Origin of the sequence: Clostridium sp. (assembly GCF_036660475.1) — a bacterium.
In the GTDB taxonomy this organism is placed as follows: domain Bacteria; phylum Bacillota; class Clostridia; order Clostridiales; family Clostridiaceae; genus Clostridium_J.
Genome location: NZ_JAVXAO010000003.1, coordinates 214350 through 236167 on the forward strand (window position 1 = coordinate 214350; position 21818 = coordinate 236167).

22 protein-coding genes are annotated in these 21818 nt (G+C 31.5%); 3 read left to right on the forward strand and 19 right to left on the reverse strand.

Features of this window, described 5'->3' with window-relative positions:
* Nucleotides 1–271: 271 nt before the first annotated feature.
* The 7 genes from RSA29_RS06490 to RSA29_RS06520 all read right to left on the reverse strand — a co-directional run bounded on the left by RSA29_RS06490 (nucleotide 272) and on the right by RSA29_RS06520 (nucleotide 6569).
* Nucleotides 272–781, reverse strand: a complete 510-nt coding sequence (locus RSA29_RS06490; protein ID WP_346942586.1) for a DnaB-like helicase C-terminal domain-containing protein — start codon at nucleotides 779–781, stop codon at nucleotides 272–274.
* Nucleotides 782–783: 2 nt separating this feature from the next.
* Nucleotides 784–1215, reverse strand: a complete 432-nt coding sequence (locus RSA29_RS06495) for a GNAT family N-acetyltransferase (protein WP_346942585.1) — start codon at nucleotides 1213–1215, stop codon at nucleotides 784–786.
* 310 nt (nucleotides 1216–1525) lie between these two features.
* A complete protein-coding gene (locus RSA29_RS06500; protein ID WP_346942584.1) occupies nucleotides 1526–1951 on the reverse strand; it encodes a GNAT family N-acetyltransferase in 426 nt (141 codons plus the stop codon).
* Between the two features lie 572 nt (nucleotides 1952–2523).
* Nucleotides 2524–3840 (reverse strand): replicative DNA helicase, encoded by a 1317-nt coding sequence (dnaB, locus tag RSA29_RS06505; protein ID WP_346942583.1) that lies wholly within the window; start codon nucleotides 3838–3840, stop codon nucleotides 2524–2526.
* Between the two features lies 1 nt (nucleotide 3841).
* Entirely contained in the window at nucleotides 3842–4792 is a 951-nt protein-coding gene (locus RSA29_RS06510; RefSeq protein WP_346942582.1) for a conserved phage C-terminal domain-containing protein, read from the reverse strand.
* Nucleotides 4793–5690: 898 nt separating this feature from the next.
* Nucleotides 5691–5906: a hypothetical protein gene (locus tag RSA29_RS06515; RefSeq protein WP_346942581.1), complete on the reverse strand. Its 216-nt coding sequence runs from the start codon at nucleotides 5904–5906 to the stop codon at nucleotides 5691–5693.
* A 78-nt stretch (nucleotides 5907–5984) separates the two neighbouring features.
* Nucleotides 5985–6569, reverse strand: a complete 585-nt coding sequence (locus RSA29_RS06520) for a PD-(D/E)XK nuclease family transposase (protein WP_346942580.1) — start codon at nucleotides 6567–6569, stop codon at nucleotides 5985–5987.
* Nucleotides 6570–6811: 242 nt separating this feature from the next.
* Here RSA29_RS06520 and RSA29_RS06525 point away from each other — a divergent pair, with 242 nt between their 5' ends.
* Nucleotides 6812–7945 (forward strand): aldo/keto reductase, encoded by a 1134-nt coding sequence (locus tag RSA29_RS06525; RefSeq protein WP_346942579.1) that lies wholly within the window; start codon nucleotides 6812–6814, stop codon nucleotides 7943–7945.
* Nucleotides 7946–8042: 97 nt separating this feature from the next.
* Here RSA29_RS06525 and iadA read toward each other — a convergent pair whose 3' ends face one another.
* The gene (gene iadA, locus RSA29_RS06530) at nucleotides 8043–9212 is read right to left on the reverse strand and encodes a beta-aspartyl-peptidase (RefSeq protein ID WP_346942578.1); all 1170 of its coding nucleotides are present in this window, start codon (nucleotides 9210–9212) and stop codon (nucleotides 8043–8045) included.
* A gap of 94 nt (nucleotides 9213–9306) precedes the next feature.
* Nucleotides 9307–10536, reverse strand: coding sequence for a helix-turn-helix domain-containing protein (locus RSA29_RS06535; RefSeq protein WP_346942577.1), 1230 nt, complete (start codon nucleotides 10534–10536; stop codon nucleotides 9307–9309).
* Nucleotides 10537–10789: 253 nt separating this feature from the next.
* Between RSA29_RS06535 and RSA29_RS06540 the strand changes: the two genes are divergently transcribed.
* Nucleotides 10790–11536: an SDR family NAD(P)-dependent oxidoreductase gene (locus tag RSA29_RS06540; protein ID WP_346942576.1), complete on the forward strand. Its 747-nt coding sequence runs from the start codon at nucleotides 10790–10792 to the stop codon at nucleotides 11534–11536.
* A 19-nt stretch (nucleotides 11537–11555) separates the two neighbouring features.
* Nucleotides 11556–12503, forward strand: coding sequence for a 2-keto-3-deoxygluconate permease (locus tag RSA29_RS06545; RefSeq protein ID WP_346942575.1), 948 nt, complete (start codon nucleotides 11556–11558; stop codon nucleotides 12501–12503).
* Nucleotides 12504–12683: 180 nt separating this feature from the next.
* On the opposite strand, the gene RSA29_RS06550 is transcribed toward RSA29_RS06545, so the two are convergent.
* The 10 genes from RSA29_RS06550 to RSA29_RS06595 form a co-directional block, all read right to left on the reverse strand.
* Nucleotides 12684–13067: a hypothetical protein gene (locus RSA29_RS06550; RefSeq protein WP_346942574.1), complete on the reverse strand. Its 384-nt coding sequence runs from the start codon at nucleotides 13065–13067 to the stop codon at nucleotides 12684–12686.
* 251 nt (nucleotides 13068–13318) lie between these two features.
* Nucleotides 13319–13534, reverse strand: a complete 216-nt coding sequence (locus RSA29_RS06555) for a DUF2785 domain-containing protein (RefSeq protein WP_346942573.1) — start codon at nucleotides 13532–13534, stop codon at nucleotides 13319–13321.
* 3 nt (nucleotides 13535–13537) lie between these two features.
* Entirely contained in the window at nucleotides 13538–14716 is a 1179-nt protein-coding gene (locus tag RSA29_RS06560; protein WP_346942572.1) for an aspartate aminotransferase family protein, read from the reverse strand.
* Nucleotides 14717–14790: 74 nt separating this feature from the next.
* Nucleotides 14791–15885, reverse strand: a complete 1095-nt coding sequence (gene dnaN / locus RSA29_RS06565) for a DNA polymerase III subunit beta (RefSeq protein ID WP_346942571.1) — start codon at nucleotides 15883–15885, stop codon at nucleotides 14791–14793.
* Between the two features lie 325 nt (nucleotides 15886–16210).
* Nucleotides 16211–16627 carry a large-conductance mechanosensitive channel protein MscL gene (gene mscL, locus RSA29_RS06570; RefSeq protein ID WP_346942570.1) on the reverse strand — a complete coding sequence of 139 codons (417 nt, stop codon included), beginning with the start codon at nucleotides 16625–16627 and terminating at the stop codon, nucleotides 16211–16213.
* A 382-nt stretch (nucleotides 16628–17009) separates the two neighbouring features.
* A complete protein-coding gene (locus RSA29_RS06575) occupies nucleotides 17010–17837 on the reverse strand; it encodes a metallophosphoesterase (RefSeq protein ID WP_346944386.1) in 828 nt (275 codons plus the stop codon).
* A 214-nt stretch (nucleotides 17838–18051) separates the two neighbouring features.
* The gene (gene pcp, locus RSA29_RS06580) at nucleotides 18052–18696 is read right to left on the reverse strand and encodes a pyroglutamyl-peptidase I (protein ID WP_346942568.1); all 645 of its coding nucleotides are present in this window, start codon (nucleotides 18694–18696) and stop codon (nucleotides 18052–18054) included.
* A gap of 111 nt (nucleotides 18697–18807) precedes the next feature.
* Entirely contained in the window at nucleotides 18808–19752 is a 945-nt protein-coding gene (locus RSA29_RS06585; protein ID WP_346942567.1) for a DUF979 domain-containing protein, read from the reverse strand.
* 19 nt (nucleotides 19753–19771) lie between these two features.
* Nucleotides 19772–20461 carry a DUF969 domain-containing protein gene (locus RSA29_RS06590; protein ID WP_346942566.1) on the reverse strand — a complete coding sequence of 230 codons (690 nt, stop codon included), beginning with the start codon at nucleotides 20459–20461 and terminating at the stop codon, nucleotides 19772–19774.
* A gap of 291 nt (nucleotides 20462–20752) precedes the next feature.
* The gene (locus RSA29_RS06595) at nucleotides 20753–21808 is read right to left on the reverse strand and encodes a spermidine/putrescine ABC transporter substrate-binding protein (RefSeq protein WP_346942565.1); all 1056 of its coding nucleotides are present in this window, start codon (nucleotides 21806–21808) and stop codon (nucleotides 20753–20755) included.
* Nucleotides 21809–21818 lie beyond the last annotated feature (10 nt).

Genomic DNA, 21818 nt, shown 5'->3' on the forward strand with positions numbered 1-21818 from the left:
ACAAAAATCCCCATTGATTTTTTAATTTCAATGAGGATTTATAAATATTCTACTTTTAAATATCAAGTTCTATTATAATGATAGAATGGTCTGAAACTTTCTTTAATCTTAGTTGATCAATATAATTGCAATCCTTATTAGATGTATATACTTTCCTTAAACAAAAGCATGGTCTATTCTAAACCCAGTATTCGTATTACTAAACCAAGTATATTCTCTTTTATCTTTGTGAAAGTGTCTCCAAATATCAGTGTAGTTATAATTAACCTTCTTACACAATCCCAACAACTCTCTGATATTTCCCTATCCATCCCAAGTTTATGCTTCTTGTTTCACCGTTTCTATTTTTCCCTAGGATAATTTCCATAATTTCAGTTTCATTATCTTTGTTTTCTTCCCTAAGTTCCCTATCATAATATTCTTCCCTATATGGGAATATCACCATGTCTGCATCTTGCTCTATGGAGCCTGATTCCCTTAGATCTGATAGCATTGGTCTTGAATCCTTTCTACTTTCCGCTGCTCTACACTCTAATGTTTTTGCCCTAACCACTGCCTCCTTAAATGCATACTGAGCAATATTTAAAGCAAGAGCAGTTTTCCCCATGGAAGGTCTTCCAGCTATAATAACTAAATCCCCACGCTGTAACCCTGAAGTCACCTTATCTAGCTCCCTATAGTCTGTGGTTATGCCTTGAATTTCCTTGTCTCCAACATATCTTGCTTCAATTTCTCTCATGGTTTCCTGGAGCACATCTATAATAGGTTCCATATCACCCATGTCTATACTGATATAGGATTTATGAACGAAACACACTTACATAGTTTATATACCACCGCATAGAATTCGCTTACTTTTTCAAATCCCAATTTTTTATACATTTCTTTTGCTGTATCTTCCTCATCTGCACTGAGATATATCACTTCTACTTTCTTTAAAAGAGCTATGTCTATCACATATTTTAAGATGGTAGTACCTATTCCACGACGCTGATACTCTGGGGACACTGTGAAATCTTCTATTTTAGCTAGACCATTATATAAAAATAATTGGCAACTTCCCACTGGGATTTTATCATAATAACAAATATATGTATCCACTGGAATTTCTGACAAAGATGCCTGCCCCATGCTTATGGCTCTACGCTGGCAAAAATCTTCTTTCAAAGTCTCACTGTCTTGAATTAAATCTAGTGATACCAAATCTTCAACCATAGAATAATCTGTAATTTTACGAATGGTATACCCTTCTAATGTATTTCTCTATTTATAGACTCTTTTACCATTACGGATATAGTTATACAAATTTAGTCAAAAATGCCGTAAACAACATTAGTTTGTTTACGGCATATAAGCATCATCATATAATTCAACCTCATTCACTTAGCTCCTTCGTAAGTTCCCATAAGGTGTAAAATTTGAAAATCCCTAATTTGATAAGCTATGTTCCAATGTTAATAATATGAGAAATTTTAAGAGAATTCTTAAAATGTATTTCCCTAACTCACATTTTAAGAAATGAAAACTATATATTTTTTTTCATGGAATATTGTTTATGTCCTAAAGGGCAATCATCTAATACCCCAAAAACTTCATATCCATATTTAAGATAAAAATCTTTTGCTTGAAAATCAAAAGTAACTAAATGAATTAATTTACATCCCCTTTGTTTTGCCTCTTTTTCCACTTCATTTAAGAGTGTCAACCCATAACCTTTTTTTCGAAACTCCTCTTTAACCCATAAAACATCTATATACAGGCAATTCCAACAATATAATACACTATTTATTCCTGCTACTATATCTCCATTTGACTCTTTTATAACTTTGTTAATTGGAGAAAACGATGGCTCTTGCGTAAAAGGAACTCTAGATGAATTATATTTATCTATCTCATTTTCGACTAAACCTACTTCCTCTCTTGTGCTTTCATTAATAATAAAATTTTCCATATTTATTTCCCCCATTCAATCTATAATCTTTAATTCTTCACATTATATAAAATATTAATATAATTTTGGTAACTATTCAGCTACTCTTAGGTAAAATCAAAATTATTTTCACCTAAATAAGTATTTTTCAAAGCTAACTACGCCTTCATGAAGTATTATAACACTATTTATTCATTAAATGTATAACATTTAATATTTTGTAATATTATTGAATTACCTTCTTCAATAAATCAATTTAATCCTATTTATATAAAAATACCTTGAGCACTTACTAGACAATAGCTTGTTATAAACCTATTCAATATTAGCTATAACAATATCCGGTTTTACAGGAAAATGGAATTATAATGAAAAAGAATATAAGAAATTTATGTATATATCTAAATGATTTTTTCCTTATTCTAATTGAGTGATAATGTACCAAATTTCTTAATACATTATGATATAAGAGGAGCAAAAGTCCTCTTATATTTTTATTACTACCTTATCAACATTTATCTTAAACAAAGCCTAATATTTTTATAGTTTCCTAAATCTACTGACTTTGTATCTCTACCTAGATATTTTATATCTTACCCAATCCCAACAACTCTCTGATACTTTCCTATCCATCCCAAGTTTACGCTTCTTGTTTCACCGTTTCTATTTTTCCCTATGATAATTTCCATAATTTCAGTTTCATTATCTTTGTTTTCTTCCCTAAGTTCCCTATCATAATATTCTTCCCTATATGGGAATATCACCATGTCTGCATCTTGCTCTATGGAGCCTGATTCCCTTAGATCTGATAGCATTGGTCTTGAATCCTTTCTGCTTTCCGCTGCTCTTGAAAGCTGTGCCAGTGCTACGATTGTGATATCGAGAGATTTTGCCATCCTTTTTAATTCCCTTGATATCTTTGCAACTTCTTGTTCTCTGCTACTGCTTCCTCCAGTGGATTCTATTAGCTGAAGATAATCTATAATTATCACATCTAACCCTGCTTTACGCTTTAATGATTTTGCTCTTCCTCTTATAGCTGCCATTGTTGTAGAGGTATCATCTATATAGATTTTCCGCTTTGATAGCCCTGCAGATGCCACCATAAGTTTTTCAATATCAGTTTCTGTTAGATTTCCATTTTTAATATTATTAAGGGGAATTAAGCATTTAGCTGCTAGCATCCTATTTATAAGTTGTTGCTTTGGCATTTCTAAGGAGAATATTCCTACCATTGCTTCCTTAGATGCATACTGAGCAATGTTTAAAGCAAGGGCAGTTTTCCCCATGGAAGGTCTTCCAGCTATAATAACTAAGTCTCCACGTTGTAACCCTGAAGTTACCTTATCTAGTTCTCCATAGCCTGTGGTTATACCTTGAATGTCCTTCTTCCCAACATATCTTGCTTCAATTTCGCTCATGGTTTCCTGGAGCACATCCATAATCGGTTCCATCTCACCCATATCTACACTGCTATATGATTTATGAATATTATCCTCTAGCCCTTCTAGTACCTGATCTATCAAGGATTCCTTATGACTATCATCAATGGCCTTCATACATGATTTTATGATACGTCTCCTAGTAGCTTTATCTATTATGATTTCACTATAACTCCTTATGTTATCTAAATAAGATGCAGCTCCAGACAGTTCTGTTAAATAGGTAAGTCCATTACACTTCTCAAAGACTCCTCCAGATTTTAGCTCCTCACTGAGGGTGATTATATCTATTTCAATATCTCTAATTCTAAGGTTTAAAATTCCTCTATAAATTAATTTATGATTATTATAATAGAAATCTTCTACGGTCAGAAGGTCCTCTATTTCATGAATTTTATTCTTATCGTTAATTAGAACCCCTAAAACTACTTGCTCTGCCTCCATGCTATGTGGCATAATCATATCCATTTCACATATCCTCCCTTAAAACTATATTCCGTAATTTTTCTTTTAACGATGCTTTATCTACCCCACTCGTCATGACAACATTTCCTCGTTTAAATCCATTCCCCTGTACTTCCTTACCTTGATTTAGATAGGTTTCGAACTTACCAGCAAAAAGTGTTGTTGGAGCTAAGTATTCCTGAAATTTAGTGCCTGTCCATCTTATCTTCATATTGTCTATAACATTTCTAAAATCATCCATTGTGAAACCCTCTTGGAACTTTGCCTTAATTAGCCTAAGAGTTACCTTAGTATCACTTCTAAACTTCTTTCCAGTCTGCAAATTCAAGTACTCAATTATCTCAAAAGCCTTTTTCTTTAGAAAAACAGGGTTATTAATATTTATAATAGAGGGATCTTTAGTAGAGGGATTATTTGTTGTAGACTCACACTGATACCCCTGTAGGTTCTCCTCTCTACACTGAATGTTCTCATCTACACTATAGGAATCTACATCTACACTGTTAAGCTTATAACCTGCCCTATAGGAATCTTTATCCGCACTCTTTTGACTCTTCTCTTCAGCTAAATTATCGTAACTACAAGACTCTTTTAACCTACCACCGTTATCATCATCTAGATTTACCCCACTAGTTATCAGCTCTGTATACTTCTCTCCTATGCCAAAATATGAATAGGTCCCACCTTCTCTTATAACCTGATGTGTAAGAACTCCTGCATCTCTTAATTTAAAAAATCTAGATTGAACAGTGCATTTCTTAATATTTAGTATAGGTAACTCCTTCAAAACTCCATCATAACGAATCCAATAGTATGCTTGTCCATCTACAATCTTAATCCTCATTCCCTTAGCTTCTTTGAAATCAACAAAATATCTAAGGATAATGGCATCCAAAATATCAAGACCTAACTGAACTAACTTCTCTTGTCTAAACCCCATAATTGTGTATTTCATAATTATCTCTCCTTCTATCACTTTATTTAAAATAACTCTTAGTAATCACTTCATTATGATTACCCTCACAATAATATATATGTGATTATGAAATTTTTTTACAGCTATTTCCTCATTGATTTTAAAAATTTTCAATTTTATTTTGCAATTTAAAATAAGGCTACATTTTAAATCCTAGTTCACCTTCTTATGAACACAAATTTAAAACATAACCTAACGCACCTTTTAAAAACAAACAACAAGTCAGCATCTTCAACTTGCTATTTATTTTAAGATTTCTAATAAATTTCTTCAAACTTTTAATTAAAATTTACGCTAAAATCAACATTTTCCCTAGGAGGCTCAAACCCAGTGGGATCTAAGCGTTGAACCCCCTAAGAACATAAAAACATAAAAACATAAAAACATTGAGATTCAGTGATTTTTAGTAATGTTTTTAATGAAAGTTCTTACGCCTAAGAATTTATTATGAAATAAAAAACCCCCATTGAATTTTTAATTTCAATGAGGATTTTTGCTAAGGTTTATTTTATTATAATTTTACTATAACTTTTTTAATACTTATATTTTTTCAACACTTATCTTTCTTTAATTTATTATAAATACTTTATATCTCCTGTATTCCTAACTTCCTAGCTTCTTAACTTCCTAACTTCCTGGTCACTCAATCCATTGATATTACTAATGTTAAGCCTCCTAGAGCATTTTGTGGTTATATATGCTTTTAACTAGTGTTTCCCCTTGATAATATGGCTCTCTATATTTATTTTTGATTTTATATTTTTAAGTTAGGCTTTGTTTAAGAGCGTTATTGAAATTTAATTACAATCTCCATAGTTATTTCTATATCTACTTTTTATCTTTATTAGATACATGATAAAATATCATATAAGATAGGCTATAACTCATTATAATCCTTCAATACATTCCCAATTAAATATCCTTTTATCTCTCTAATACATTCTTCCCTTTTACGGCTTAGTTGTCCCCATTTTTTATCGCCTTCGTAAACATATATTCGCATTTCAATCTTTAATATAATTTGAATTATGAATATAGAAAGAAGGAGTAAGTAACTCTTAATTGAGATACTTACTCCTTCTAATTTAATCACTCTGTAATATCTCTATTTTATGAAAAAAGGATTCACAGGTTAGTGGCGCCTTGAATCCTTTTAAAATTATTTATTATATTACAGGTATCTATTTAACTCCTCAACACTTTCTAAATCAAAAATATATTCAGATATTTTATTTGTAATCTCTATAGGTGCGTTAAAAATTCTTGAAATATACTCATCTGAAATATTGTTAAATTTCCTCTTGAGCTGACAAATTAATACTTCCTTTACTTGTTGTTCTATGGCCTTGGCTTGTTGCTCTGCTTCTTTAACTTGATCTTCTGCCACTTTTAGCTTTTCTTCAATCAACTTCATCTTATGCTCTGCATACTTTTTCTTGGACATCTCATCCATAAGATATTTTTCACGTGCTAAGTATTGTTGGTATTCTGCTTCATCTGCACTTAACTTATTCATAATTGCCATAGCTTCACCTATTTCCTCCTTCTTTTTTGATAGTTTTTCAATGATGTCAATATTTCCTGATGGACTACACTCACGTAAAAACACAACCCATTCCTCTAAATCATTAAGATTATCAATATCATCTTTGAAATTAAATTTATTTAATTCTACATAATGTATTTCTAAATCCTCAATAAATAGAAAGTTATCCTCTCTTTCCTTATAATTATTAACTAATAAATCACTTCTCAAACATATGTTCTTATTTTTTATTATTTTACATAAAGCATCTTTAAAAAAATAAATAACAAGTCAGTATTTAAGTCTTACTCTCTAAAAAATATATTCTGATTTTTACATCCTTCTTATTATGTCTATTCCATCATAACTTCTTATTTTTAAAAATTCTCATTATTATTGCCCCTAGATGTTCATTGTAGTATTATGGTATTAAATACATTTTAAGGTGAATTATCAAATAGGGGGAATAATTAATGTTTAAAAGAAATTTTAAAGATACAGATTTAGAAATATCTTTATTAGGTCTTGGCTGTATGAGATTACCACTGGTAGAAGGCAGCACCACTGATATTGATTACATAAAAGCTGAAGAAATTGTAGACTATGCCTACTCCAATGGCATAAATTATTTTGATACTGCTTATCCATATCATGGCGGACAATCAGAAAAATTTGTTGGTCAGGCTCTCAAGAAATATCCTCGTGGATCTTTTAACTTAGTTACTAAGCTTCCTATATGGATAATCAAAGAAGAAGCGGATTTAGAGAGAATTTTTAATGAACAACTAGCTAACTGTCAAACTGATTATTTTGATTTTTATCTTTGTCATGCCATAGATGCAGCTAAATTTAAAACCATCAAAGACTTAAATATTTATGAATTTCTTTGCAAGAAAAAAGCCGAAGGAAAGATTCGTTACATAGGATTTTCCTTCCACGATGTTCCATCAGTTCTTGAAGAGATTGCTGATGCTTATCCGTGGGATTTTGCACAAATCCAACTTAACTATCTTGATTGGGAATTATATAAATCAAAGGAGCAATATGAAATTCTTGCTGAAAGAGAAATTCCTTGCATAATCATGGAGCCAGTTCGTGGAGGTGCCCTTGCAAATCCTTGCGAGAAATCCAATGAAATTTTCAAGGCTGCTCGTCCAGATATGAGTATAGCTTCATGGGCAATTCGTTATGCTGCCACCCTTCCAAATGTTCTTACTGTGTTAAGTGGTATGTCAAACATGGAGCAAATTCAAGATAACGTAGCAACTATGTCCAATTTTGAACCTTTAACTGTAGAAGATTATAAAGTAGTTGATGCTGCCCTTGATGCCTATAAGAAAAATAACACTATTCCTTGTACTGGTTGTCGTTATTGCATGGATTGTCCTATAGGTGTTGATATTCCTGAAGTTTTCAAAATCTATAATGACTACGCCATAAGCAAATATAAGGGAGTATTTAAAAAGCAATACCTAAGTCTTCCGGAAATGGCAAGAGCTCATAATTGTATTAGTTGCGGAGCTTGTATGAATCAATGTCCTCAAAGCTTTGATATTCCTGAAAAAATGAAAATCATAGCAGATTTTGCTTCATCTATAATTGAATAAAACCCAATAAAAAAAGTGCCACTTGGCACTTTTTTACTTGTAAGTTAAGTAGAGCTTTCCCTTTCCAGCTCCTTTTTCTTCGTTCTTTCCCCATGACCTATTCAAAGCTCCCTTTAACTATAATCTCGCCATTTTCCATCATCATTCTGCCTTTAGCAATTACACTATGGATATTTAATTCTTTATCCATTAACACAATATCTGCATCACTATGAACATCTATATAACCTTTTACAGGATAAATACCTAAAACTTTAGCAACATTTGATGTTATTACCTTCAAGGCTGTTGATATATTCAAGCCTTCTTCCTTTATCATATCCTTCAATTCTAAATGAAGTGTATTTAAGCTTGAAGCACCTAATTTTATAATATTACCCCTATCGTCATATTCTGAAGTACTTCCATTACCATCTGAACTCATTGTGATATTTTCAATAGGAACATTATTTTTTATACATTCTGCAACTGCCTTACTTGACTTCACTCCCCTTGTGTCATTCGCTGAGGCTGCAGTGCCAGCTGTTAGATCAATTGATCCACCTATCTTTGCAAATTCCATGGCTTGTTCAAATAAAGCTCTATTTCTATTGACGTGAGTTGGACAGAAATGTTTTACAGGTATATCTGTGTCCTTTACTATTTTCATTACCATATCAAGTCTTTCTTTAGCATCACCTATATGCATAATTACTAATCCTGCCTTATTGCTAAGCATTCCTGCCACTCTTGCATCTGAGGCTAATCTTATAAGCTCTTGTTCAGTTATATGAGATGAACGATGATCTGAAAGTGCCATCTTAACACCAATAACCTTATCTATGAACATAATATCTCTCTTCACACTTCCCGTTAAAGTTACACTGGGAATTTCATAGGAACCTGTATGAATATATGTAGAAATCCCTTCAGTTTCAAGGCCTTTAGCCTTTGCAATTAATGATTCTACTTGTCTTGTACAGCCATCAGTGCCTAATAAACCAACTACAGTTGTAATACCTGCTTCAATTACCTTAGATAGCATAACCTCAGGAGTACGGCTATGAAAACCTGCTTCTCCACCTCCACCGATTATATGAACATGCTGATCAATAAATCCTGGAACTACAATTTTCCCCTCTCCATCAATCACTTCAATGTCTAATATGGAATTAGATGTATCAATATTTTCAGCAATCTTAACTATTTTATCTCCAACTATTAGTATATCCTTTACTCCCAAATATTCTGGAGAATATACTTTACCACCCTTAATAAGTTTATTCATTTTCGTCACCACTCTACCTTATAATGTATTTTTTTATTAACATTGTCATAATTCTCCGAATCCCAAAGATTCCGATATAATATGTAAGCTATGCTCAATCAATTCCACATTTAGAGCTCCACACCTTCACAATGTGACAAGACATCAGTAATTGGTTTAGCATAGTGTAATCATCTAAATCAATTTCAAATAATTCTTTTATCTTTTGGATTCTATAATTAATGGTATTACGATGAAGATACAAATAAGATGAAGTGATTTTTATACTATGATTTGCATTAAGATAAACATGAAGTGTATTTAAGTAATCTGTGCCATATGTTTTATCATATTCATATAGCTTCCATACTTTCTGATTACAAAAATAAATTAAATCATCTTTGGAAATTTGTTGCAATAAATCATAGGATTTAACCTCCTCATAAAATACATAATTCAAAGAATCATTAAGCAGATTACTTTTATTCTCATATGCTTTAATCGCCTGGGTTTCGTAACGCTTAAATTCAAATAAATCATGAAATAAATCACTTATTCCTAATGTGAGTTTTTTACTCTTTAAATATTTATCTAATTTTTTTTCACAGTTAAAGTCAGTATAAGAATGATGCTTTACATCAATCAAAATAATCAATATTTTCCCCATGATAATGATAGTACCACTTGGGAAAAATGATAATAATTCCTGTTTAAAATAATCTTCATCTGCATTGTAAGACAAAAAATTGATAAGATCTGAGCATACTACTCTATACTGTGATTTAATATTTAGCTCACTAAGCTGAACATGATCAACAAAGTGTAATCTGTTTACATAATTACTGATTGTCAATTCCATTAATATATCTTCATTTCGAGTGTGTTTGCTATGGGGAATATTTTTTTGCTGAATGAATATTTCCTTCGCAAAAATTTGACTGGCAAAATAATAGCAATCTTCATCTATATCATCAAATGTGCCGTTAACCTCTGTTACATTCATGTATCCCATAAACTGTGAATTAATAATAAGTTTATAAAATCGTCTACGCAAATTATTAATCTTATTTACAGTCAAACATTCATATTTCCTATTTTCATCTTTAATATTATTCCAATTATTTAAAGTAGCTGCAAATTCAAGGGTTATATATCCCCTCTTTACAGCATTATTCCAAGTAATATCTTCAACTTGAATCAATTTTGAATGCGCAATTATATTATAAGCATTATTGATTATAACAACAGGATTATTTAAATATTGGGATGCTTTTTCTGTTATTTTATCGAAATCCTCTCCACAAAGAACTGATTGCATCAATGCTTCTCGTAATTCTTCTCTCATATGTCCTCCTCAATTGTTACCCTCATTACCATTGTGCTAATAGCACAATTAGGTATGTTATTTCTATGCTATATTAACATTTTATTAATTCAAAATCAATGTTACAATTTTAACATACTAAAGAAAAGGCGTATTTACCTAGTTATTACTTGATTAATAAACTATAAAGCTATCTGTTTATAGCATAACTTGATGTTTTTTGTTATGTTCATGTAGCATAAATTAAATTAAAAGCTGGAAGGGGAAATTAAAAATGTTTGATTTTACTGGGAAAACAATACTTGTTACAGGAGGTGCTCAAGGAATCGGAAAAGAAACTGCTAAAGGAATTATCCTAGGCGGTGGACATGCTGTCATTTTAGATATTAACGAAGAAGTTGGTAATGCTACAAAAATAGAATTAGGCAACGCTTCATTTTATAGAATCGACCTTGGAAACAGTGAAAACATTAGAACTGTAATGGCTACTATATTAAAGGATTTTCAACGTGTTGACGGACTTATAAATGTTGGTGGAATAATTTCTAAAGCACCATTCCAAGAAATAAGCGATGCAGAATGGGAAAGAACTTTAAAAATTAATTTAACAGGCACATTTACAACATGTTCAGCGATCTACCCATACTTCATAGAGAAAAAAGGTGGTAGAATCGTTAACGTTTCATCTGTAGCTGGGAAAATCGGTGGTGGTTTACTTGGAACAGCTGCATATGCTTCTTCTAAAGCTGGTGTTAATGGTTTAACAAAAGCAATTGCTAAAGAAGGTGGAAAATATGGAATTAGCTGTAATGCTGTATGTCCATCATTTACTAATACTAGCATGACAAAGAGTGTAGCTGAAGATGCAGAAAAGAATGCAAAAATAATTTCAATGATTCCACTAGGAAGAGCTGCTGAACCAGTTGAAATTGCACAAATGATTTTATTCTTTGCCTCAGATGCAGCAAGTTTCGTAAATGGCGAAATTGGTGACTGTGATGGTGGAATTGTTTTAGATTAACAGGAAGTAGGTTATTTATATGAAAAAAAATAAATTTAGTTATAAAAGATTCCCTGGAGATACTATTGTAGTTCCAATGATCATTGGTGTTATTTTAAAGTCAGTTATACCTAAAGCTCTTGAAATTGGTGGATTCTTTACTAATGTTGTTCATGGTACTGGAGCCTTAGTTGGAGTATTTTTATTCTTCCTTGGAGCAAGTATAGATATTAAGAGCACCCCAAAGGCAATTAAAAAAGGTTCTGTAATTATAATCACTAAGATTGCTGTATCAATTGCCCTTGGTCTAGGTGTAGCCTTCTTCTTTAAGGATAACTTCTTAGGCCTATCATCTTTAGCAATTATCGGTGGTATTTCAGTTGCTAATAATGCGCTATATTCAGGTATTGTTGCTGAATACGGAGATGACTCTGACAAAGGTGCTGTTGCAATTACATCATTAAGTGTAGGTCCCACAGTTACCATGATTGCACTGAGCTATGCTGGTCTAGCAAGTATTTCAATTTGGCCAATAATCGGCTCAATATTACCACTTATTCTAGGCTTAATCCTTGGTAGTTGTTCTCCATGGCTAAAGAAGAACCTTAGTGCTGGTGTAACTCCAAGTATAATTGTTGTTGGTTTTGCACTTGGTTGCGGAATGTCTATACAGCAATTATTCAAAGGTGGCTTATCAGGTATTTTACTAGGACTTATTACTGTAGTTGTTGTTGGAATTATAACTATTGTTGCTGATAAAATAACTGGTGGATCTGGTATTGCCGGTGCTGCTATATCTAGTACCGCTGCAAGCGCAGTAGCAAACCCAGCAGCTTTAGCCGCTGTAGATCCTACTTATGCATTAATTGCTCCTATAGCTACTGCTCAAGTAGCTCCATCAGTTATTATAACTGCATTCTTAACTCCAATGCTTACAAGCTATATTACTAAACGCAATAAAAAAAGCGCCATAAAAAAACACGCTTAAGAATATAGCATAATCATTAATAAAACAATATTAAAATGCACACTGGAGACTAGTAAATTAACCTCTACTCTCTGGTGTGTATTTTATATCTTCTAACTAATATTTTAGTATGCCGATTACTTATTATGGATTCACCCTAACTTCACTAAACTTCCTTAAAAGAAATATCCTCACTCCATCCTATTTGTAAAATATAGCTGATATTAAAAAGTTAGAACCATATTTTTCGTTTTCGATTATTCCCTTATCTCCCCACGTGCCAAAGTTAGCTTCAACTGCTAATGGTCGCAAATCACCATAAACTGAGAATACCCCTTTTGACCAAATCTTTTTATATCCATGGTTTTTAATTATTTTCTTTACATCCTTAATGTTTTTATTAGCTTTCTTGTTAACAATAAAAATTTCTCTAGATGCTTTGAAAAACCTTTTGTAAAATAATCTACTATCACAATAATGTGCAAATAGTAGGCAATTAACGTCTCCACTTATTTTTATATTTCCCTTAAGAATAACATCATATTTATCTGATATTTTATATGCTTCATCTATTAAATCATTCATAATATACTCCTATCTCCTCAATAATTGTTGTATTTATTATCTGCCTTATTCCTATTTTTACTCTTATATAATTTTTACTATTTGTTACTCATAAGTGAAAATTCTACCATAAGCTTTTCAATATCCGCTTACCTACTAACTAAGTCTCCACACTGTAACACTGAAATAAAAAACTCCCCATTGAATTTTAATTTCAATGAGGAGTTATGCTAAAGTTTATTTTACTATGATTTTCTTTATTAAGTCTTGTGCTAGTTTCTAATCTCTAAAAAAAGGTGGTAAGTTATCCATCCCTTGCCTTTTACATATCCCCTTAAATCCTTTTCATTTCTAAAATATCTCATTACTTCCTCATAAACATGTAATACTTCTGACTCATTTAAAAATTCTTCTTCCACCTTATTATTAACACTAATAATAGCCTCAACTCCACAAAATAAATGTTCTTCACTTAAACATAATTTCACAATTTATTTCTTTAAGGTTACTAAAATAGCTTTTAAAGCCACAATAAAACTATCAATTTTTTCCATCGTTATAGTAAGAGGACAATATGTTCTTATTACTCTTTCATTGACTTTAACCCCTGCTATAAAACCCCGTTGAAACAGACTTCTATCTATTTCCCTCATGAACTCAATTGAAATCTCCTTAGATAATTCAATACATATCAAGAGTCCACAACCTCTTATTTCTGAAATTATAGGGATTTCTTGTTGTAACTTTCTATAACTTTCTAAGAAATATGTCCCCATATTAACTACATTGCACAATAAATCGAGCTTTTCTATTTTATTCAAAACTTCATATGCAACTCTACAGCCCATTGGGTCATTTTGATGAGACTGTGCAAAATGAAAATCAGTTTTTTCTACCTCCGCTATAATACTTTCTTTAATTATTACTGCACTTACAGGATAACCGTTTCCCATACCTTTTCCTGTGGCTATAATCTGTGGCTTGAGATTATAATTCATGTACCCAAACCATTTTCCTGTTCTCCCAATACCACAGGTTACTTCATCTACAACTATTACAACATCATTTTCCTTTGCTAACTGACTAATTGCAGTAACTAAATTCCTCGGGGGTAATTTCACTAGTCCTGAACTATTTCCAGCTTCAAACACAAATACTCCAATATTGGAAAAATCAATTTCATCTGATATTTCCTCGTAATACTCCTCAACACTTTTTGAGTGATGATAATCCCAGGAGATAGTTTCCCATTGACTTTCCTTTTGTTCCATACATTGTCCATATGCTGCCAAGTATTGTCCTGTTAAGCAAACGCATTTTTTATTTCTCCTAATAGCTCGTGCTAACTGGACACCATACTCTACAGCTTCACTTCCAGAGGTCAAAAATACGCACTTTCCATAATCTATATCTGCTATTTTTAGTAATTTCTGGGCACATTTTTCCCCAATTAGGTGATTGTATTTATATCCAACATGGATAATCTCATCAATCTGACGGTGCATAGCTGCTGAAACATCAGGATCATTATGTCCCAATGGCAAAGTCCATACCCCGGCTTCCAAATCAAGATATTTGTTACCCCTACTATCATATACATAACATCCACTACCTTTAATAACTTCTTCATTATATATAGGATATCCCGTGCTGTTGAATAAATAACTCATAATGCTCCTCCCCTTTAATTTACCTTCAACTTAAGTCGATTTTCTCATATTTTCATGTAATATTATCCCTTGAATTATATTCTAATCGGGGATATTAAGTGAATTTGTTTTTCATCATTTTTATTTTTTATAAAACACACTGAATAGTTATTAGTGAACCTCATCTCAATTTCATCCTCATCTAATGCATTAATAGCTTCTATAATATATCTTGAGTTAAATTTAATTTCTATAGGGAACCCATTACATGTTATATCAATTTCACTTCTACTTGTGCCTAATAGAGAGTTAGACGTTATTATCATAGTACTTTCCTGTATATCTAGTATAACAGTACTTACATTGCCTTCCTTTCCAATAATTGATGCGGATTCCAATCCATTAAGAAGAGATTGTCTATTAATTATTATGGTTAATGAATTCTCGTTAGGTATATATGCCTCATAATTTTGTAAATTACCATGTATCAAAGTTGATATAATTTTAGTTTGTCCACATCTAACCAAAATATGATTATCAGTAAATGTAATATCAGCTAGTCCATCTGTCCAATCTAAAGTTTTTTCTATTTCATTTAAAGCCTTAGAAGGTATTCTTGCACTAAAATTCATATCAGTTTCAATTGGATTAAAAAAGAATGCAGCCCTAAAACCATCTAATGCTACCATATTGAAACTATCTTTTTTAAAATCAACTAATACTCCTGAAAATATTGTTTTAAAGGATTCTTCGCCAGACGCAAAACATGTGTTTTTAATCATCTCTTTTAACATCTTTTGAGATATTGAAAACATGTTTTTCCCTTGGACATATGGAACTTCTGGGAAATCCTCTTGATTGCTATAATGAATATTAGCTATATTTCTTTTGCAGCTTATCTCTATATATTGATTATTCATCTTATTCACATTAATAACTTCATCTGGAAACTTTCTTATTATTTCTCCAAATATTTTAGAATCAACTATCATGGTACCTTCTTCATGGACATCGGCTTGAACAGTTGTTTCAATACATAGATTTTTTTCTCCACCAGTTAAAATAATTTCTTCTCCTTTTGCTTTTATCAAAACACTGTTTGCCAGATTAACACCTAATCTAACCCCAGATATTCGCTGTGTAGTCCTTAGTGCATCAAGAAAAGTATTTTTCTCTATAGTAAATTTCATTTTAAACCCTCCGTTTATAATTAAAATCAAATTGTTATATATTATTATCACTGATTTCTCATTATACATTTTAACACTATTTTCTACTTATTTGTATTTTAATTAATAATTTGTTATATTATTGAATTGACTATTTTAAATAAAGCAATTTATTTTTATTAATTTAAACACCCCTATAAATTAAAATTCATCTATCCATCAAAATCTATTTCTAAAGCTAGAATTTAAAAATCCCCATTGAATTTTAATTTCAATGAGGATCTATATATAAATTTATTTTATTATATTCTTTTATATCATTATCTTATATCTCTTTAATTGTTACCTATTTTACATTCTCCTTAAGTAAATCTCTAATTTCCGTTAACAAAACAGTATTCGCAGGCTGTTGTTGTTCTTCTTGTTCCTTTTTCTGAAGCTTCATTCTTTGTTCTAATTTACTTATGATTTTAACTGTAATAAAAATTGATAATGCTATAATTAAAAAATCCACTACATTTTGAAAGAAAAGTCCAATATTAAGAGTTACAGCTGCTTTTGCCCCAATAGGTTCAACCAACTCAATCTTAAATTCTGCAAAATTTATTCCACCAGTAAAAAAACCTATTATAGGCATAATTATATCTGTTACCAACGAAGATACTATTTTATTAAATGCACCTCCAATAACCACACCTACCGCAAGATTAAAAACATTTCCCTTTAACGCAAAATCCTTAAATTCTGATAAAAACTTTTTCATATTACCACTCCTTTGTAAAACCTACCTCAATACATTTTAGTCTCTATTATGTAATATCTTATATTCATGGTTTTGTAAAGTGCTTAACATAAGTTTTTCTGAGTTCTCCTTTGCTATGGACCCCTAACTACAATATCTGATTCACCTAAAACAACATTAGTTAGTTCAATAATTTTAGTTAATTAGTACTATTAAGCTACCAGACTTATAGAAACTCATATCTTATATATAAGGTTACATTAGCTTCTAATCTCTGTACAATAATGAAAGCACACATATCAATAGACATGAGTGCTTTATCCTTGCAATTACTTCTTCCTTAATATTTTTATCTCGACTAGAATTTGCGAATTTGCTTGGCAACTTCCTTCAATAAAGCTTACTACCTTATGGTCACAGAATAAGTTGAAACAGTTTTTCCTGAAAGGTCTTTATAGTCGAAGATAACCGTTGTACCATCAGTTCCTTTTGTCATATTTATAAGCATCCCATAGGCTCCGTTATTCCCTTGATTCATGGCACCCATATTTGCATAAGTAAATTTAATAGGAACTTCTGGAGAAGATTTTGAGCATTGTATTGTATCACCTGAGATTTTAACTTTACCATAGTTTGTATCGTGTACGGTATGATTATGCCCCCAAAGGAATATTACGTTACTATAATTATTAAGTAGAGTAACTAGTTCTGGTGCATTTTCCGTTGTTCTTTTTCCAAAATAATGAATAGGGCAATGAGAAACAATAAAAACTGGTGTGGATGAATTTATGGAATCCAAAGATGACTTAATATTATCCATGTCCGTAGTTGTAAATGTTTTACTTGATGAATCCATTACATATACAGCATAATCGCTATTGTTGACAACTAATCCAGAATCATATTTTCCGCCCTTACTAGATTCATGATTGCCCTTTGTTAGTATTGATGGAGTTCCCTTATATTGGCTGCTTACAGCATCAGTGCAGGCCTTTGCATCTTTTGGACCCACGTAGTCACCACCGAAAATCATATTATCAAGTGATGTTGTACTATTTTCCAAATTAGATAGCCAGGTCTTCACATTTGAGATATTTCCATGAATATCTGAGGTAGTTCCAATGTACTTGGTAGTACTTACAGTATCTGCATAACCTATTGTTGACGAATAAAAGCTCACCATTAATATTAGTCCAACAATGAATGATACTATCTTGCTAATTTTTTTCATTTTCATATATTAACACTCTCCTTCGTTATAGTGTTAATAAAGAACCAAATATTATGCATGGATTTTATATTAGGCATCTGAAAATAAATAGCAAGTTGAACATGCTGACTTATTTATTTTTTGAAGATGACTTAATATACAATTTATAATGGCTCACCTATAGATTCCATATTAAAAATAAATGTATTTATAAACATAACAGTTTATCCACAATCTAATGTGTTGCTCCACCTACTTCAGAAATATCCATTAAATTCTCTATTGTTGCTTCTATTGCAAATTTCAATCCTTTGCTTATCATAGAAATTGGCATTGATGGAGTTGTCGGTGGCATTTCTAATACCTGTGAAGTATCAAATGGTACATGAATAAAGCCGCCTCGAATTGTTGGATACTTTTTATCTATTAAGTATAGTAAAGAATACATTACGTCATTACATACATATGTCCCAGCTGTATATGATACAGATGCTGGAATATTATTTTCTTTAAGTTTTTTTACAATAGCCTTTACAGGAAGTTTTGTGAAATAAGCATTTTCTCCATCCTTATAAATTACTTCATCAACTGGCTGATTGCCTTTATTATCAGCAATTCTAGCATCCTTAAAATTAATTCCTATAAATTCTGGAGTTATTCCTGCCCTACCGCCTGCCTGCCCAACACATATAACTATATCCGGATTATTATCTTCAATAGCTTCATCCACTTTTTTAGCCCCTGCCCCAAATACTGTTGAAATTTCAAGTTTAATAATTTCTGCTTCACATATATTATCTGGCAACATTTTCACAGCTTCATATGCAGGGTTTATAGTTGACCCTCCGAAAGGATCAAAGCCAGTAATCAAAACCTTCATATTAAACATCCTTTCTTTTTCACAATTTATTTAAAGTGATGTATCCGTCTTAAATAAATTCCACTTTATATTGCTTCATTAATATAATTCTTTAATACAAAATATTTTTCTTTACTTAAAAAGCATCATATAACAGATTTGGAATGCTAACATAAACACTCCTACAAAAATCTGTTTCTTAATTACTCCATAGTTATCCTTCATTTCAAGAATTGCTACCGGTACAATATTAAAGTTAGCTGCCATCGGAGTCATTAAAGTTCCACAGTACCCACAAGTTAGAGCTAAACTTCCTATAATTACTGGATTTACTCCATACTGTAATGCGAATGGTGCACCAATACCAACTGTCATAACTGTTATAGCTGCAAAAGCATTACCCATTATCATAGTGAATATAGCCATTCCAATTGCAAATACAATAATACCAATATTAACATTACCAGCCGGAATAACTTTTCCAACGATTTGAGCAATAACATCACCCACTCCTGCTGACGTGAAGATTGCGCCTAAAGAAGCAAGAAGCATTGGAAGCATACTTAAAGGTCCAACCATATCTAATAATCTTCTTGAGTCGTTTAAAAATACATTTGGTTTATTTTCAGAAGAATATATTCTAAGAATTATTGCTGCCACGATAACTCCTAATCCTACTCCAAGAAGAGCACTTAATTTTGTGAACAAAGCAAATCCTAATGCAAAACATCCTATACAAAGAGCTGGTATGAAAATCTTAAGACCAATTTTCTCTGCTTTAGCCTTTGTTTCTTCTGCTGTTGGAATATTACTTATACCTGGTTTAACTCGTTTAATAATCGCTGGAGCAGCCATTAAAATTACAAGAAATCCACTAACCATAGGTGGTAACCATCTACCAAATATAAAGATTATACCTAACGAACACCAAAAGATTGCAGTTCCAATTTTTGCAGGATTCTTTTTATCTCTTAAATTTATAATACCTGTGTTCATTGAAATTAACCCAATTACTATATATAGTACTTCTAACAACTTTATACCAATTGTAATTTCAGGATTCATGAAAAATTCCATACTTATTCTCTCCTCTCTATTATAATGATTTAGAAATGCTCTTTGGATATGATTTCATTAACTTCCTGTCAGCAATATAGTAATAAATAATAGCTACTACAGTTGCAGTTACTGCAACAGGAATTTGAACTCTTGCTAAATCAATGAGTTCTACTTTGTATCCTAACGGAGCTAATGTTGATTGAACTAAAAGCATACCAGAACCACCTACAAATAATACTTGTCCGAAGAACCATGTGATATTCTCCATCCCTGCTGCCATACCCTTAATTTGTTCTACATGCTCTTCGCTTGGCTGTTGTCCATTAGCTTCTACTGCACCCGTTGCCATAGGAATAATGATTGGACGAACAAATCCAGCAACTCCACCAAATCCAACGTTAAAAGCAGCAAAGACAACTCTCATAATACCGTAAGTTCCGATTACTACACCTGCCGTAGCATTTTTAACTTTACCAATTAATTTGGCTGCCGACTCCTTAAGTCCATTCCTTTCTAAAGTACCTGTAACAAGCATAACGATTATGAATATACACATACTTCTATTAGCAACAAAACTCTTCCCAAAAGTAGTTAAAAGACCCTCTACGCCTAACCCACCTGTGACTGCTGTCACTACTGCTGCAGTGATGATGATTGTAATAGAATCCATCTTCAATGCAAATCCCACAATAACGATAAGAATACCTAATAATTTGATAAGTTCCATGTTTTCTCCCCCTAAAAATATATTTATGAAGCTACCTTTAAAGGCAACTACCATACACATAAAATCTATATTTTTACAAATAAAGTCTTTGTTAAATTTACTAAGTTATCTTATAAATATTCAATTTTATACAGATTATTACTTGATTTAAGTAATATTTAAAGTAATTTATTCATATTTTCATTACAATTACTTATTCAGCAATAACTTGTGACAAAATTAAAAAATCCCAATTGAATTTTTAATTTCAATTGGGATTTACATGGAACTTTATTCTATTGTATTACTATTTTACTTCTCGGATTTAATATTTATCCATGCATCATCGTATAATCTTTTAACATCACTAGATAAATCAACATAGATTTCACATCTATCCATTATTTCTTTAGGCATGTATGCATTAGGATTATTTCTAATTTCCTCTGGCTGTTCTAATCTTGCTTCTCTGTTTGGAGTTGTATATCCTATTTCATCAGCTATTCTTAATGCGCTTTCCTTACCACTTACAAAGTTTATGAACTTTTCAGCTCCTTCAACATTTTCAGCATTATAAGATACACTCAAGCTATCAATCCAGAAGTTTGCACCTTCCTTAGGTACTATATAAACTAAATTCGGATATTCATCTTGAAGATTTAACCCTTCTCCAGACCAAATCATATTTATATCTGATTCCCCTGCTGGAATCATTGTAGTTCCATTATCTACACCATATATTGGATTTACTAATTTTCTTTGATTTAATAGTAATTCCTTGGCTTCTTCAATTTCTGTTGGATTAGTTGTATTTAAAGAATATCCAAGCTTCTTTAAAGCTGCTCCAAGTGTATCTCTATAAGTATCAAACATAAATATTTTATCTTTATACTTTTCATCCCATAGTATATCCCAACTATCTACTTCTTCTGTTACTACATCCTTATTGTAAACAAGTCCTACTGTTCCAAACATATAAGGGACTGAATACTTATTACCTGGATCTATTTCTAGATTTAAATACTGTTCATCCATTTGAGATATATTAGGTATACTATCTTTGTTTAGTTCCTTAACAAGATTTTTTTCAATCATTCTTGGCATTAAAGCATCTGATACTAAAATAACATCGTACTTTGCTCCACCACTACTAACCTTTTGGTACATGGTCTCCATATCATCAAAAGTTTCAATATTAACTTTTATACCATATTCCTTCTCAAACTCTTTTATAGTCTCTTTATCTATATTTTCTCCATAGTTAAAAAAGCTTATTTCTCCAGAATAATTATTGCCACACCCTACAAAGAATGCCACCATTATTATCATACAAATTGATAAACTTAATGATTTTAATAATACTTTCATATCGCACCTC